This window comes from Butyricimonas muris, from assembly GCF_046365375.1.
Taxonomy (GTDB): domain Bacteria; phylum Bacteroidota; class Bacteroidia; order Bacteroidales; family Marinifilaceae; genus Butyricimonas; species Butyricimonas muris.
Genome location: NZ_JBKEIT010000007.1, coordinates 133,608 through 148,520 on the forward strand (window position 1 = coordinate 133,608; position 14,913 = coordinate 148,520).

Here is a 14,913-nt window from a genome sequence, read left to right on the forward strand (position 1 = left end):
ACTAATTCAGTATGGAGTCGGTTTGTTTGAAAAAGCGTTTGCTTTTGATGAGGTGGTAATCTTTTATGACGCTGTCGGAGAGGGCTTCGGGGACGACGTAATAGCGGGTGCGTCCTTCCTCGAACGGGCGGTAAGTGTAGAACTTGATTGTTTCCATGGTGTAACGGGTGGTTTTTGCTTCCGGGCGGGTTAAAGTTAAGCGGATACAAATGCCTCCGTCGGTACCCTTATAAGATTGGTTTGAAATGAAATTACCGAGTGAATAGGCGGTAACTCCAACGGTGTCTTTGCCCGATAAGATGTATTCGATAGGTTGTACCACGTGGGGGTGTGAACCGATGACGATGTCTGCCCCTTGTGCGTGTAGCCATGTGGCGAGGGCTTTCTGTTCTTTATTGGGGGAGGTGTGATACTCGTATCCCCAATGCATGAAAGCAATGATATTGGTCGCCGAATCTCGTTTGGCTTGCTGAATATCCCGTTTGATAACCGTGGTGTCGATGAGGGAAACGACAAAACCTTTCGGGATGGGAAGTCCGTTTGTACCGTACGTGTAGTTTAACAGTGCGATTTTGAAATTGTCTTTCCGAAGGTAGAGCGGATTCCTTTTTTTATAACTTAACGTATCCATGAAGATGCCCGTGTGGGCGATGCCCAGCGAATCGAGGTAATAAATTGTTTTCGTGATGCCTCGAGCCAGTTGGTCGCAACAATGGTTGTTCGCCGTGACGAACGTCGTTACTCCCAGACGTTGCAGATCTCTTGCTATTTGCCAAGGAGAACTGAAACGAGGATACCCGGAGTATTCTTTATCGGAGAGGGTAGTTTCCAAGTTCGCGATTACAAAATCCGAGTCGTGCCAATAAGGTGCGATATACCGGAAGCATTTCAGGTATTTGTAATCTTTCTCGGTCGGGTTGTGTGCGTCGTATATCTGGGGTAGATGTTGGATGATATCCCCGCAAAAGAATAAAGAAACGGTGTCGGGTGTTGCCGGTATCTGTATAGCATGATCTGCCCGTGCAGGTTTCTTCTCCTCTTTGCAGGCGAGAAGAAGGATGGTAATCCATGTGATCAGAATGAGGGTATGTCGAATCCTCGATGCCATACGAGAGAGGTATAAAAAAAGCCGTCCGAAGACGGCTTTCAATTTATTTCTTCAATTCAAATTCAAATTCTTCTTCGGCGGGAGGAATACATTGAGAGCCTGAGCAAGCCATGTATTCAACAGTACCTACCAGTTTACCGGTGTCCTTTTTCAATTTCACGCGTTGAACGAAAGTAACTGTTTCCTCGAAATATTTCAATTCCATGTTGAATGCTTCGCTTTTTTCTACTTTCGCTTCTGTGGTAGCCTTGAATTCGCCAACTAATTCAATATCGGATGATTCGTCTTCGTCCATGATGAAAACGGTTGGTTGAGGACCATTCTCCGGAAGTTTCGTATCATACAGGTGCCAGCCGCTTTCAATGGTAGCCTTGCAGATGATGTCATAAACACCTTCGCTGACTTTCTTGAAAGTAATTTGCCATTTCACCGGTTTTAAAACCTGTGAGTTTGCAGCTCCAACCATCATGGTTAATATTGCTGTAAGAATTAAAAGTCTTTTCATGAGTAAATCAATTAGTTTTTAAAATAATTCCTCTCTAATATTTAGTGACGCAAAGTACAAAATTATCGAGAGAATTTGTCTTAGCTTATAGTTAAAAAAATTATAATGTTTTTTTCACTGCTACTTGTTCAAAGCTTTCCACGAAATCTCCCGTTTGAATATCGTTGAAATTGTTGATGTTCAAACCGCACTCGAATCCTTTGCTGACTTCTTTCACGTCATCCTTGAAACGTTTCAATGAACCGAGTTCTCCGGTAAAGATCACGATACCATCGCGGATCACGCGTACTTTCGAGTTACGGGTGATTTTTCCGTCTCTCACGAGACATCCGGCAATGGTGCCCACCTTGGTAATCTTGAATGTTTCAAGTACTTCCACGGTAGAAGTGATTTCTTCCTTGAATTCGGGTGAAAGCATACCTTCCATGGCAGCCTTGATTTCCTCGATAGCCGTGTAGATGATGGAGTAGAGTCTGATGTCGATCTCTTCTTTCTCCGCCAGTTTGCGAGCACTCAAGGAAGGACGAACTTGGAATCCGACGATGATGGCGTTGGATGCTGCAGCCAGCATGACATCGCCTTCGGAAATTTGTCCTACCGCTTTGTGGATCACGTTCACCTGTATTTCTTGGGTCGATAGCTTGATCAAGGAATCGGATAATGCCTCGATAGAACCGTCCACGTCTCCTTTCACGATGATGTTCAGTTCTTGGAAGTTTCCGATAGCAATACGTCTTCCGATTTCATCCAGCGTGATATGTTTCTGGGTACGCAGTCCTTGTTCGCGTTGTAATTGTTCGCGTTTGTTTGCCAATGCACGCGCATCTTTTTCGTTCGCCATCACGTTGAATTTGTCACCGGCTTGCGGAGCACCGTTCAACCCGAGGATTAATGCCGGGCATGAAGGTCCGCCTTCTTCCATTTTGGCGCCGCGTTCGTTGAACATGGCTTTCACGTGTCCGAAATATTGTCCGGCAAGCACAACGTCTCCGACGTGGAGAGTACCGCTTTGCACGAGTACGGTAGCCACGTATCCCCGTCCTTTATCCAAAGAGGATTCAATGATAGACCCCGTGGCTTTTTTATGCGGGTTGGCTTTCAGTTCAAGAATTTCAGCCTCGAGTAATACTTTTTCAAGAAGTTCCTCTACGTGTAAGCCTTTCTTTGCGGAGATTTCTTGACATTGGTATTTACCGCCCCATTCTTCTACCAGATAGTTCATGGCTGCCAGTTCTTCGCGAATCTTGTCGGGGTTGGCTCCCGGTTTATCAATTTTGTTGATAGCGAATACAATCGGAACACCTGCCGCACTTGCGTGGTTGATGGCCTCAACGGTTTGCGGCATCACGTTGTCGTCGGCAGCGATGATAATGATAGCGATATCGGTTACTTGAGCTCCGCGGGCGCGCATGGCGGTAAATGCCTCGTGTCCCGGGGTATCAAGGAAAGTTACCGTTCTTCCGTCTGCCAGTTTTACGCTGTAAGCCCCGATGTGCTGGGTGATTCCTCCCGCTTCTCCGGCGATTACATTTGCTTTACGGATATAGTCGAGCAAAGATGTTTTACCGTGGTCAACGTGTCCCATGACCGTAACGATCGGGGGACGGGTTTCCAGCATGTCTTCCGTTTCTTCCTCCTCTTCATCAATGGCTTCTTGAATGTCAACACTGACAAATTCAACATCGAATCCGAATTCTTCCGCCACGATATTGATGGTTTCTGCGTCCAGACGTTGGTTGATGGATACGAACAGACCGAGTGACATACAGGCCGAAATGATCTCCGCCACGGAAATATCCATCATGGTAGCTAACTCGCTAACCGTAACAAATTCCGTGAGTTTAAGAATATTCTTCTCCAGTTCGGCTTGTTCTATTTCAGCCTGCATTTTTTGATGCACGGCATCCCGTTTGTCTCTCCGGTGCTTGGAAGATTTGGTTTTTCCCTTACTTCCCAGACGCGCAAACGTATCCTTGATTTGTTTTTGAACATCTTCTTCCGAAATCTCAGCCTTGCTGGCTTTTTTCTTCTTGATTTTTTTGAGTTTCTTCTTGTTCTCTTCCTGTTTAGCTGTTTTAGGAGCATCGATAGTGATTCTTTCATCCTTTTTCAGAATACGTTTCCGTTTTTTACGGATCTCCGTATCATCAGAATCTTCTTTTCCGTCTCCACTGACCGGAATATTCTTCTTGAGAGCAAGTTCATCCGTGCTCTTGGGTGGAACAAGTGATTTCTTTTTAAGTTCCCGTTTATCTCTTTCGCGCTCTTGTTTGCTTTTTTTCGGGGGACGGGTGCGTTGATTGATGGCATCCAAGTCAATGGAACCCACTACTTTCACGTCCTTTATAGTCGGGGTGGAAGATTTATAGTTGACTTCCTGTCTTCCGGTATAGGTATTTTCTTCCTCTATTTCCGGTGCGGCCTCTTGTTTTACTTCCTCTTTCGGTTGTTTTATAAGAGTCTTCGGGGAAGATTTGAAAGGAGCTTGATTTTCTTCACGCTCTTGCTTTTGCGCGTGAACCGGAGTTTCTTTTACCGGGACTTCAACAGGTGTTTCCTCTTTTTTTTCTTCTATTTTCTCCACTCTTTTTTCTTCTTTTTCCTCGACAGGCTTTTCCTCGACCTTTTCTTCGTTTTTGGGCTTATTCAGTTTATTCAGGTCGATGTGATCCACGACTTTTATCTTGCTTTCCAGTTTTATCTCGTCTTTCACGGAAATAAATTCCGTTTGATGAGATTCCGTATTTCCCATATTGTCGATGCTCACGGTCTCTTTTTTTAGCCGGGTATTTTTCAAGTCCACGCGATTGGATTCTTTTTTAGCCTCGCTATCCGTGGAGAACTCTTTGGCAATCAAAGAGTATTGGTCATCAGTTAATTTTGCGTTTGGATCAGATGAAATCTTAATCCCCTTCTCTTGTAGGAAATCCACTATCGTGGACAAGCCTACGTTAAATTCTCTAGCAACTTTACTTAGTCTAACTGCCATATTAAGATTTTATTTACAAGCATTCATAATCTTGAGCGTCCTTATTCAAATTCAGCTCTTAAAATTCTGAGAACATCCCTGATGGTTTCTATCTCAAGATCAGTCCTGCTCTCTAATTCCGACTCACTTAATTCCAGTACGCTCTTGGCTGTATCACAACCTACGCGATTCAGTTCTGCAATGATCCACGGTTCTATTTCATCCGAGAATTCTTCCAGCTTCACGTCTTCTTCTTCCTCTTTCTCTAATTCGCGGTACACGTCGATCTCGTATCCCGTGAGTTGGCTTGCCAGTTTGATGTTCAAACCGCCTTTACCGATTGCCAGTGATACTTCTTCCGGATTAAGGTATACGTTTGCTCTTTTATTGCTTTCGTCAAGTTCAATTTTGTTGATCTTGGCGGGGTTCAAAGAACGGGTTATATAAAGTTGTATATTATTCGTGTAATTGATCACGTCGATATTCTCGTTTCTCAATTCCCGGACGATTCCGTGGATACGTGATCCTTTCATTCCCACGCAGGCTCCAACGGGGTCGATACGGTCGTCATAAGACTCTACGGCCACTTTTGCACGTTCGCCCGGCACCCGAACCACGTTTTTAATGGTGATCAGACCGTCGAATATTTCCGGTACTTCGTTCTCGAACAATCTTTCAAGGAACACGGGTGATGTTCTGGAAAGAATGATGTAAGGAGAAGCGTTTTTCATCTCCACCCGGATTACCACGGCACGAATGGTGTCACCTTTCTTGAAGAAATCACTCGGGATTTGTTCTTGTTTGGGTAATATCAATTCGTTGCCTTCATCGTCCAGTACCAGAATCTCTTTTTTCCATACTTGGTAAACTTCCCCGGTCACGATCTGTCCCACTTTCTCTTTGTATTTCGTGAAGATGTGGTCTTTCTCCAGCTCGAGGATACGGGCAGAAAGGTTTTGCCTTAATGCCAAAACCGAACGGCGTCCGAAGTCTTTGAATTTCACCTCGTCGGTTACTTCTTCTCCCACTTCGTAATCCGTGTCTATTTTCTTCGCTTCGGTCAATGATATCTGTGTATTCGGGTTCTCAAATTCTTCGTCTTCAACCACGACACGATTTCTCCAGATCTCCAAGTCCCCTTTGTCTATATTGATAATGATATCAAAATTTTCGTCCGTCTCATATCGCTTGATGAGCATATTTCTGAAAATGTCTTCCAACACTCTCATCAAGGTAGCTCTGTCAATATTTTTTAGCTCTTTAAATTCTGCAAATGAATCAATCAAATTAATGTTTTCCATTTTATCTCGTGTGTTTTAGAAAATAACAATGTCTTTTACCTCCTTTATGTCTTTGAACTGAATGCTCTTATCTATTTTTACAAGGCTCTTTTTCTTTTTCCCTTCAACAGCGACTTTCTCTTCACATTCAAGTACGATGCCTTCGTCTGAATAAGATTTTAATATGCCTTGTATTTTTTCACCCGTTAGCAGCTTTGCCTCAACTTCTTTGTTCAGGTTCTTCTCGTATTGCTGCGCTACTTTGAACGGGTAACCGATTCCGGCACTTGCAACGGTTATGGCGAAATCTTCGGTCTCCCGGTCGAGTTGGGCATCCAATTTTTTGCAAACCTCTCTACACTTGCCCACGTTGACACCTGTCAACGAATCGATGTAGACCTCGAGCGAATTATCCGCGGATATGGATACATCCACCAGGAACAATTCGCTTCCTTCCAGAATGGATTTGATTATTTCTTTTATTTCCTTTGTGCTTTTCATTCAATCCTTTAGTTTAAGATAACAGAAGAGGGGACGTCTCGCCCCCTCAGTGTTAATAACCGCTTGCAAAGATACAATTAATTCTTTTTATTCCAAAGGGTTCGCTGAAAAATCTAAAGAAAAATAGCTATTCGTCGCGTAAAACGAGCGGATTCCGGAAGAATGCAGTAGATTAGCGGCTTACGGAAGAAAATGGTTGAAAAAATGAAACATATTTGTCACATTCCGTCTGTTGTTCCAAATAAAATTTGTAAGTTTGCCGAAATTTTGTGAATTATGGAGTTTAAAGCAAAGGATATAGCAGCTCTGCTTGGCGGGGTTGTGGATGGAGATCCGGAAGTTATTGTGAATAACGTTTCCAAGATAGAGGAAGGAAAACCCGGTACGCTGGCTTTTCTTGCCAATCCCAAATACGAGCACTATGTCTACACGACACGGGCTTCAGTCGTTCTGGTAAACAAGACTTTTGAACCTGCCCACGAGTACGCCTGTACATTAATTCGTGTAGAGTCTGCTTATGATGCAATCGCCACCTTGTTGCAGATGTACGAGGATATGCGCCCGAAACCACAGGGGATAGAACAACCGTCTTATGTTAGTGAAAGTGCCACGATAGGAGAAAAGCCTTATATCGGGGCATTTGCTTATATAGGAAAAGGTGCGAAAATAGGTAATAACGTTAAAATATACCCGCAGGCTTATATCGGTGACGGGGTGACCGTCGGTGACGATACGATTATCTATGCCGGGGTGAAAATCTACTCCGGTTGTGTTGTCGGGAAATCATGTATCCTGCACGCGGGAGTGGTTCTGGGTGCTGATGGATTCGGTTTTGCCCCGGAAGGCGATCATTATAAAAAGGTTCCGCAAATCGGAAACGTGGTGGTCGAGGATAACGTAGAGATTGGTGCCAATACTTGTATAGATAGGGCTACGATGGGGTCTACGCTTATTCATAAAGGCGTGAAACTGGATAATCTGGTACAGATCGCGCATAATGTTGTTGTGGGAAGTAACACGGTTATTGCCGCCCAGACGGGAATTGCCGGGACAACGAAAGTCGGTGAGAATTGCGTGTTCGGCGGACAGGTGGGACTTGTCGGTCACTTGACAATCGGGGCGGGTACTCAAATCGCGGCGCAGAGCGGTATCACTTCCAATATCCCGGAGAAATCCGTGTTGCGCGGTTCGCCTGCTTTTGATTACCCGAAATATCAGAAATGCTACGTGATGTTCCGGAAATTGCCGGAAATGTACGGGCTATTGAGAGATTTAGAGAAAGAAGTTGCAAATTTAAAGTCAAAATAGAAATGTCAGTAAAGCAAAGAACTTTGAAGAGTGAATTCTCTTTGAGCGGAAAAGGCTTGCATACCGGTAAAATGGTAACGGCTACTTTTAAGCCGGCGGAAGAGAACTTTGGGTACAAAATACATCGGGTAGATTTGGAAGGAGCCCCTGAAATTCCCGCTTTGGCTGAATATATTAAATTGATGGATCGTGCCAGCTGTCTGGAAAAAGACGGGATTTGCGTGTTCACGATGGAACATGCCATGGCTGCTCTTTACGGTTGTGGTATTGATAATTGCCTGATCGAGTTGAACGGGGAGGAATTCCCGATACTGGACGGGAGTTCAAAATATTTCGTGGAAGCCATTGAAAAAACCGGAATCGAGGAACAATCGGCAGAACGGAGATATTTCGTGGTGAAGGAACAAATGGAATATTGCAGTGAAGACGGGCAAACCAAATTGACCTTGTTACCGGATACGGATTATAACGTGAATCTGGTGGTGGCTTACGATTCTCCTTATTTGCAGATGCAATATGCGGCCTATTCCGACAAAACGACGGATTTTGCCAAGGAGATAGCTCCTTGTCGTACTTTCGTGTTCTTGCGGGAATTGGAGATGTTGTTAAAACATAACTTGATAAAGGGAGGAGATTTGGATAATGCTATCGTGATTGTAGACCGGGAAATCTCTCAGTCAGAAGTAGATCATTTGGCGAAATTATTCAATCATGATTCCATAGAGGTAAAACAAGGAGTGTTGAATAACTTGACCTTGTATTTCGATAACGAGCCGGCTCGTCATAAATTATTGGATGTCATCGGGGATTTGGCATTATGCGGACGCTTTATCAAAGGACGCGTTATAGCTGAAAGACCGGGACATAAGGCAAACACGACGATGGCTCGGAAAATGTATAAAGCGATAGCACAAGCAGAACGCGAGGATGTTCGTCCGGATGTGGATACGGATTCCGAGCCTATGATGGATGTGAACAAAGTACGTGCTTTGTTGCCTCACCGTCCTCCTTTCTTGTTGGTGGACAAGATTTACGAGGTAACGGATGATATCGTGATCGGTTGCAAGAACGTGACCATGAACGAACCTTTCTTCGTGGGACACTTCCCGGAAGAACCTGTTATGCCGGGCGTGCTGATCGTGGAAGCCATGGCGCAATGTGGAGGTATCCTTGTATTGAATCAAGTGGAAGACCCGGAGAATTATTCCACTTATTTCGTAAAAATTGATGGAATTAAATTCCGTCGTAAAGTAGTTCCGGGAGATACTTTAGTGTTCAAGTTAGTCAAGATTGCTCCCATACGGCGCGGTATCGTGACGATGAGGGGATATGCTTTCGTTGGTAAAAATTTAGTTTGTGAAGTAGGAGAATTTATGGCGCAAGTTGCAAAAACCAAGAAGGATTAGTAAACTTGCACCCGTTAAAATGAAAATAATATATACTATTAAATAAAAAACGAATGAAACAACCGTTAGCTTATGTTCATCCTGAAGCACAAATTGCTGATAACGTGGTGATTGATCCGTTCGTGACAATTGACAAGAATGTTATCATCGAGGAAGGAACAAGGATTGGCTCGAATGTTACTATTCTGGAAGGGGCACATATCGGGAAGAATTGCAAGATATTTCCGGGTGCTGTTATTTCCGCTATTCCCCAAGACTTGAAGTTTAAAGGGGAAAAATCAATTGTTGTTATTGGAGATAACACAACCATACGTGAATGTGTTACTGTAAATAGAGGTACTGCCGCGAAGGGCATTACCCAAATTGGTAATAATTGTTTGATAATGGCTTACGCGCACGTGGCGCACGATTGTCGAATTGGAAATAATTGTATTGTAACGAATGCCTGCCAGTTGGCCGGAGAGGTTGAAATGGACGATTTCGCTATTCTGGGCGGAATGAGTGCCGTGCATCAATTCGTGCATATCGGACGTCACGTGATGATTTCCGGTGGTTCATTGATCGGAAAAGATGTGCCCCCGTACGTGAAAGCCGGAAGAGTACCTTTGTCTTATGCCGGTGTAAACTCTATCGGGTTACGTCGCCGCGAGTTCTCTAACGAGAAAATCAATGAGATTCAAGACATCTATCGGATTCTTTTCCAGTCCGGTCTGAATAATACAGACGCTATCGAACGGATTGAGGCAGAAATGCCGGCATCAAAAGAGCGTGATGAAATCATCATGTTCGTGCGGAATAGCAAACGGGGTATCATGAAGGGATATATGGGATAGCCTTATTTATAGATTAGAACAATAAAAAAGCACTTCTTGCGGGAAGTGCTTTTTTTATTGTGCTAATCCTGATAATTATAATTTCGGACCTGCTGCAACCAATGCTTTTCCGGCTTCGTTGCCTTCGAACTTCTTGAAGTTCTTGATAAAGCGTTCAGACAAGTCTTTTGCTTTTGTTTCCCATTCGCTGGCGTTGCTATACGTGTCGCGAGGATCAAGGATTTTCGGGTCAACTCCCGGCAATGCGGTCGGAACTTGGAAGTTGAAGTACGGGATGTCCTTGGTCGGGGCTTTGTCGATAGAACCGTCGAGGATAGCGTCGATGATACCGCGGGTATCTTTGATAGAGATACGTTTTCCGGTTCCGTTCCATCCGGTGTTCACCAAATAGGCTTTCGCTCCTTCTTTTTCCATCTTTTTCACCAGCTCTTCCGCGTATTTGGTCGGGTGCAATGACAAGAATGCCGCACCGAAGCAAGCGGAGAAGGTCGGGGTCGGTTCGGTAATACCACGTTCCGTACCTGCCAACTTAGCCGTGAATCCGGACAAGAAATAATATTTCGTTTGTTCCGGGGTTAAGATAGATACCGGGGGTAATACTCCGAACGCGTCAGCAGACAAGAAAATAACTTGTTTTGCAGCCGGACCCTTGGATACCGGTTTCACGATATTCTTGATATGATAGATCGGGTAAGAAACACGGGTGTTTTCAGTAACCGATTTGTCGTTGAAGTCAATCTTCCCGTTAGCGTCTACCGTTACGTTCTCCAGCAATGCGTCACGTTTGATAGCGTTGTAGATATCCGGTTCTGCCTCTTTGCTCAAGTTGATAACCTTGGCGTAGCATCCGCCTTCGTAGTTGAACACGCCTTCGTCGTCCCATCCGTGCTCGTCGTCACCGATTAAAAGACGTTTCGGGTCGGTAGACAAGGTAGTTTTACCCGTACCGGACAAACCGAAGAAGATAGCGGTATTCTTGCCGTCCATATCCGTGTTGGCGGAGCAGTGCATGGAAGCGATGCCGCGCAACGGGTTCAAGTAGTTCATGATAGAGAAGATACCTTTCTTCATTTCACCACCGTACCAAGTGTTCAAGATAACTTGTTCTTTGGTCTTCAAGTTGAAAACGGTAGCGGTTTCCGAATTTAATCCTAATTCTTTGAAGTTATCCACTTTTGCTTTAGCGGCATTGAAAGAAACGAAATCGGGTTCACCGTAGTTTGCCAATTCCTCCTCTGTCGGGCGAATGAACATGTTCTTTACAAAGTGAGCCTGCCATGCAACTTCCATGATGAAACGCACTTTCAGACGAGTACCTTCGTTAGCCCCGCAGAACGTATCCACCACGTACAATTTCTTGTTGGACAATTCTTTCACGGCTTTTGCTTTCAGGTCAGCCCATGCTTCTTCCGAGCAGGGTTTGTTGTCGTTCTTGTATTCGTCAGTCGTCCACCACACGGAGTCTGCGCTGGCTTCATTCATCACAAAGAATTTATCTTTGGGAGAACGTCCGGTATAGATACCGGTCATCACGTTCACGGCTCCGAGTTCGGTTACATATCCTTTTTCGTACCCTTCCAAAGTAGGGTCTGTTTCAGCCTTGTATAATTCTTCGTACGAGGGGTTGTGTAAGATTTCTTTTACCCCTGTAATTCCATAAATGCTTAAATCTAGTTTTGCCATGGCAATAAATTTATGTTTGTAAATTAATTAATTCTTTTTTTCTGTAATCAGACCACAAAAATAGGAAACATTTTTATAAAAACAATCAAGATTCCCACTCCAGCGAGTCTTTATATATAATTAACACCTCATCTTATCCGTCCCTGTGTTGTACCGTATTTATCCTGTTGTATACCATTTGCACGTGAGGGTCGATGAATTTGTTCGGGTCGATCTCCTGTATGTAACTGTCGGTAAATACGGGATTTAATTTATTGTCTATCCGGTTTCGCCCGATAGCGGTCAGTGCTGCGCTTTGCAGGAAAGGAGAGTCGGATTGCAGGTATCCGTCTACCCGGCTTTTCAAATCTTTACCTTTTGCAAGCACCAGCGTCCCGAAATATTCGGCGATCTCGAAGCTATGACAATGCTCTAACAATTGTGTAATTTTTTCAGTAATCAAATCCTCGACGGGGAACAAAAAGCACGCGACGATTTGTTCTTCCCGTCTTCCTGTACCCCACAAGAGTTGTGCCAATTTTTGTTCTTTAGGGTAACGGGTGGCCAAATTTTTTAAAGAGAGATAACTAGCCCCGATTTGTCCTCGGGTGTCAGCCCCCACGTTCTCCATACTGTCGAGGCTTCTTCCGTTTTGCAGGCGGAAAATACGGCGGCTGATTTCCTTGAAGGTTTGTTCCGTTTCTTTGCTTATCGGGTATACTTCCATTATTCCTCGGTGTATTAATGAAAAATTCGCATCGCAAAAGTAGAGATAAATAAATGATTCGGGGAAAGAAATTATATATTTTACAACATATACAAACGTTTGTGTAGAAGTTGCTTATATTAAAGTTTCTAAATGTGTTAAATATTTATTAAGATTTGGACGTGCAATCGTTCTATCACGAGATATCGCTAATTTCGTGCGGTGAAGTTGTAATATGAGTATATCAATATTTTAATAATACGAATGATGATAAAGTTTTTCACGAGTGCATTGCTTTGTTTTCTTGTTTTGACCGGTGTGTGTCAGAAGGCGAATTTCAAGCAGGCAGAGAGGTTTATGAAGATGGACGCGAAGAATCTGACCGGTTCGACGGTTGTCTATCCGAATTATTTGAAAAAGAGTGACAAATTCTGGTACTCGTACCGGAAGGCGGACGGGACACGCTATTTCTTCGTGGACCCCAAGGCAAAATCACAACGAGAGATGTTCGACCGGGATTTTATGGCGGCAGAGATCAGTAAAGTGACTCATAAACCCGTGAACAAAAGCGAACTCCCGATCACGGGCATTTCTTTCAAGGAAGATCAGAAGACGATGAAATTCATGGTTGACACGTTCCGTTTCGAGTACAATATTTACACGAAGCAACTTGTCAAAATTGATTCCGCCCGAAAGAAGCCGACTCCACCCGCTAAACCGAAAAGAACAGGATTGTTCGGGGCGTATTCCCCGGATAGTACCTATATCGTGTATGCCAAGGGACATAATTTGTACATGTTGCGCGTGAAAGATTCGGTTGAAACACAATTGACTACCGACGGGGAGTTGAAGTACTCGTATGCCGCTTCGGATTCGGATACCTCTACGTCAAGAAAGTCGGCACGTGTAACTTGGTTCGAAAATTCCGAACGTTTCTACGTGCGCCGTACTGACCGCAGGAAGATTAAATCCTTGTTTATCGTCAATTCCCTGAGCCAGCGTCCTGCGCTCAACGAGTACCAATACGTGATGGCGGGTGACGAGAACGTGCAACAGGAAGAACTTTATCTTTTCGATACCTTGAACAAGAAAGAGATCAAAGTCCCCGTGGAGAAATGGAAAGATCAGACCATTCGTTTGTTCACTCCCGGGAAAAAGGTGGAGAGTCTTTATTTCTTGCGGAAGAAAAGAACGTGTGACGAGATAGACTTCTGTCGGGTAAACCCGGAAACGGGAGAGGTTAAGGTGTTGTTTAACGAGATCAGCAAGCCTTATTTCAATAATGAATTTTTCCATTTGTCATTGTTGAATGACGGGAAAGATATTATCTGGTGGTCAGAGCGTACCGGGCACGGTCATTTCTATCTTTACGACGGGGAGGGTAATTTGAAGAATGCGATATCTTCCGGCGCATGGACTTCCGGGAAGATGGTTAAGATAGATACCGTCGGGCGTACCATTTATTTCGAGGGATACGGTCAGGTGAAAGGGGAATGTCCTTATTTCGCCCGGATAAACAAGGCTCGTTTGGACGGGAACGGTCAGGTGGAGATGTTGACGCCGGAGCAGGCGACTCACGAGGCGGCTTTCTCCGAGTCGGGACGCTATTTCGTGGATAATTACTCCCGTGTCGATCTGGAACCTGCGAGCGTACTGAGGGATAACAAGGGAAAGAAGATTCTCGATCTGGCTTCGCCCGATTTAACGGCTCTTTACGAGACAGGATGGCGGATGCCGGAACCGTTTACAATCAAGGCGGCGGACGGGGTAACCGATCTGTACGGTTACATGTGGAAACCGGCTGATTTCGATTCCACGAAAGTGTATCCTATCATTTCGTATGTTTACCCGGGTCCCCAGACGGAAGCTATCCCCTTGAAATTTAGCGTGAAATCGGCTTATAATACCGCGTTGTCGCAAGTAGGTTTTATCGTGGTGACTTTCGGGCACCGGGGTGGCAGCCCGCTACGGGACAAGTGGTATCATACCTTTGGTTATAACAATCTTCGCGATTATCCTTTGGCGGATGATAAATTCGGGATCGAGCAATTGGCGGATAGATTCTCTTTCATCGACAAAACGAAAGTGGGTATCTTCGGTCATTCCGGCGGCGGATTTATGTCCACGGCGGCAATATGTACCTATCCGGATTTTTACACGGCGGCAGTTTCTTCCGCGGGGAACCACGATAATAATATATACAACCAGTGGTGGGGGGAAACACATCACGGGATAAGGGAAATCAAATCGTTCGAGAAAAAGACCGTGAAAGATTCCGTGACGGGAAAGGATACCACGACCACGGTGGAGAAAGTGAAATTTGAAACCCGTATTCCCACGAATATCGAGTTGGCGAAAAATCTGAAAGGTTATTTGATGCTGGTGACCGGGGACGCGGATAATAACGTGCATCCGGCAAACACCCTTCGCATGGCTGATGCCCTTTTGCGTGCCGGAAAGAATTTCGATTTGGTGATATTACCCGGGCAGAGTCACGGTTTCTCTGGGATGCCGCAAGAATTTTACCAACGGAAAATGTGGTTCCATTTTGCCAAGTACCTGTTGGGTGATTTTTCTTCCGATCAGTTCCGGGAGATTGACGCTTTCATGCGATTATAAAAGAATGAGAGCCATTG

At 44.6% G+C, this 14,913-nt stretch carries 11 protein-coding genes; 4 read left to right on the forward strand and 7 right to left on the reverse strand.

Translation table 11 applies throughout. The annotated features are described in order from the left end of the window. Window position 1: 1 nt before the first annotated feature. From ACK8P8_RS12965 to rimP, 5 genes are all read right to left on the reverse strand, one after another. Complete coding sequence (locus tag ACK8P8_RS12965) at window positions 2-1,108, reverse strand: CapA family protein (protein WP_369859677.1); 1,107 nt, start codon at window positions 1,106-1,108, stop codon at window positions 2-4. 43 nt (window positions 1,109-1,151) lie between these two features. Continuing rightward, entirely contained in the window at window positions 1,152-1,613 is a 462-nt protein-coding gene (locus ACK8P8_RS12970; RefSeq protein ID WP_227216927.1) for a protein-disulfide reductase DsbD domain-containing protein, read from the reverse strand. 100 nt (window positions 1,614-1,713) lie between these two features. Next, window positions 1,714-4,602 (reverse strand): translation initiation factor IF-2, encoded by a 2,889-nt coding sequence (gene infB / locus ACK8P8_RS12975; protein ID WP_369859678.1) that lies wholly within the window; start codon window positions 4,600-4,602, stop codon window positions 1,714-1,716. A gap of 41 nt (window positions 4,603-4,643) precedes the next feature. Continuing rightward, complete coding sequence (gene nusA, locus ACK8P8_RS12980; RefSeq protein WP_099291075.1) at window positions 4,644-5,882, reverse strand: transcription termination factor NusA; 1,239 nt, start codon at window positions 5,880-5,882, stop codon at window positions 4,644-4,646. Window positions 5,883-5,897: 15 nt separating this feature from the next. Next, a complete protein-coding gene (gene rimP / locus ACK8P8_RS12985; protein ID WP_099291074.1) occupies window positions 5,898-6,362 on the reverse strand; it encodes a ribosome assembly cofactor RimP in 465 nt (154 codons plus the stop codon). 276 nt (window positions 6,363-6,638) lie between these two features. Here rimP and lpxD point away from each other — a divergent pair, with 276 nt between their 5' ends. From lpxD to lpxA, 3 genes are read left to right on the forward strand one after another with little or no spacing between them, the layout of a single operon-like run. Next, window positions 6,639-7,670 (forward strand): UDP-3-O-(3-hydroxymyristoyl)glucosamine N-acyltransferase, encoded by a 1,032-nt coding sequence (gene lpxD / locus ACK8P8_RS12990; RefSeq protein WP_369859679.1) that lies wholly within the window; start codon window positions 6,639-6,641, stop codon window positions 7,668-7,670. Window positions 7,671-7,672: 2 nt separating this feature from the next. Then, window positions 7,673-9,076, forward strand: coding sequence for a bifunctional UDP-3-O-[3-hydroxymyristoyl] N-acetylglucosamine deacetylase/3-hydroxyacyl-ACP dehydratase (locus tag ACK8P8_RS12995; RefSeq protein ID WP_186974666.1), 1,404 nt, complete (start codon window positions 7,673-7,675; stop codon window positions 9,074-9,076). 53 nt (window positions 9,077-9,129) lie between these two features. Continuing rightward, the gene (gene lpxA, locus ACK8P8_RS13000; protein ID WP_303181649.1) at window positions 9,130-9,909 is read left to right on the forward strand and encodes an acyl-ACP--UDP-N-acetylglucosamine O-acyltransferase; all 780 of its coding nucleotides are present in this window, start codon (window positions 9,130-9,132) and stop codon (window positions 9,907-9,909) included. 75 nt (window positions 9,910-9,984) lie between these two features. On the opposite strand, the gene pckA is transcribed toward lpxA, so the two are convergent. Both pckA and ACK8P8_RS13010 read right to left on the reverse strand, forming a co-directional pair. Continuing rightward, on the reverse strand, window positions 9,985-11,592 hold the full coding sequence (gene pckA, locus ACK8P8_RS13005) for a phosphoenolpyruvate carboxykinase (ATP) (protein WP_369859680.1): 1,608 nt from the start codon (window positions 11,590-11,592) through the stop codon (window positions 9,985-9,987). A gap of 133 nt (window positions 11,593-11,725) precedes the next feature. Further along, complete coding sequence (locus tag ACK8P8_RS13010) at window positions 11,726-12,298, reverse strand: DNA alkylation repair protein (RefSeq protein ID WP_369859681.1); 573 nt, start codon at window positions 12,296-12,298, stop codon at window positions 11,726-11,728. Window positions 12,299-12,544: 246 nt separating this feature from the next. Here ACK8P8_RS13010 and ACK8P8_RS13015 point away from each other — a divergent pair, with 246 nt between their 5' ends. Continuing rightward, a complete protein-coding gene (locus ACK8P8_RS13015; protein ID WP_440132432.1) occupies window positions 12,545-14,896 on the forward strand; it encodes a S9 family peptidase in 2,352 nt (783 codons plus the stop codon). Window positions 14,897-14,913 lie beyond the last annotated feature (17 nt).

Bases quoted from the DNA above. Each gene is read 5' to 3' on its own strand.
- ACK8P8_RS12965 (WP_369859677.1), bottom strand. From the start codon at position 1,108: ATGGCATCGAGGATTCGACATACCCTCATTCTGATCACATGGATTACC.
- ACK8P8_RS12970 (WP_227216927.1), bottom strand. From the start codon at position 1,613: ATGAAAAGACTTTTAATTCTTACAGCAATATTAACCATGATGGTTGGA.
- infB (WP_369859678.1), bottom strand. From the start codon at position 4,602: ATGGCAGTTAGACTAAGTAAAGTTGCTAGAGAATTTAACGTAGGCTTG.
- nusA (WP_099291075.1), bottom strand. From the start codon at position 5,882: ATGGAAAACATTAATTTGATTGATTCATTTGCAGAATTTAAAGAGCTA.
- rimP (WP_099291074.1), bottom strand. From the start codon at position 6,362: ATGAAAAGCACAAAGGAAATAAAAGAAATAATCAAATCCATTCTGGAA.
- lpxD (WP_369859679.1), top strand. From the start codon at position 6,639: ATGGAGTTTAAAGCAAAGGATATAGCAGCTCTGCTTGGCGGGGTTGTG.
- ACK8P8_RS12995 (WP_186974666.1), top strand. From the start codon at position 7,673: ATGTCAGTAAAGCAAAGAACTTTGAAGAGTGAATTCTCTTTGAGCGGA.
- lpxA (WP_303181649.1), top strand. From the start codon at position 9,130: ATGAAACAACCGTTAGCTTATGTTCATCCTGAAGCACAAATTGCTGAT.
- pckA (WP_369859680.1), bottom strand. From the start codon at position 11,592: ATGGCAAAACTAGATTTAAGCATTTATGGAATTACAGGGGTAAAAGAA.
- ACK8P8_RS13010 (WP_369859681.1), bottom strand. From the start codon at position 12,298: ATGGAAGTATACCCGATAAGCAAAGAAACGGAACAAACCTTCAAGGAA.
- ACK8P8_RS13015 (WP_440132432.1), top strand. From the start codon at position 12,545: ATGATAAAGTTTTTCACGAGTGCATTGCTTTGTTTTCTTGTTTTGACC.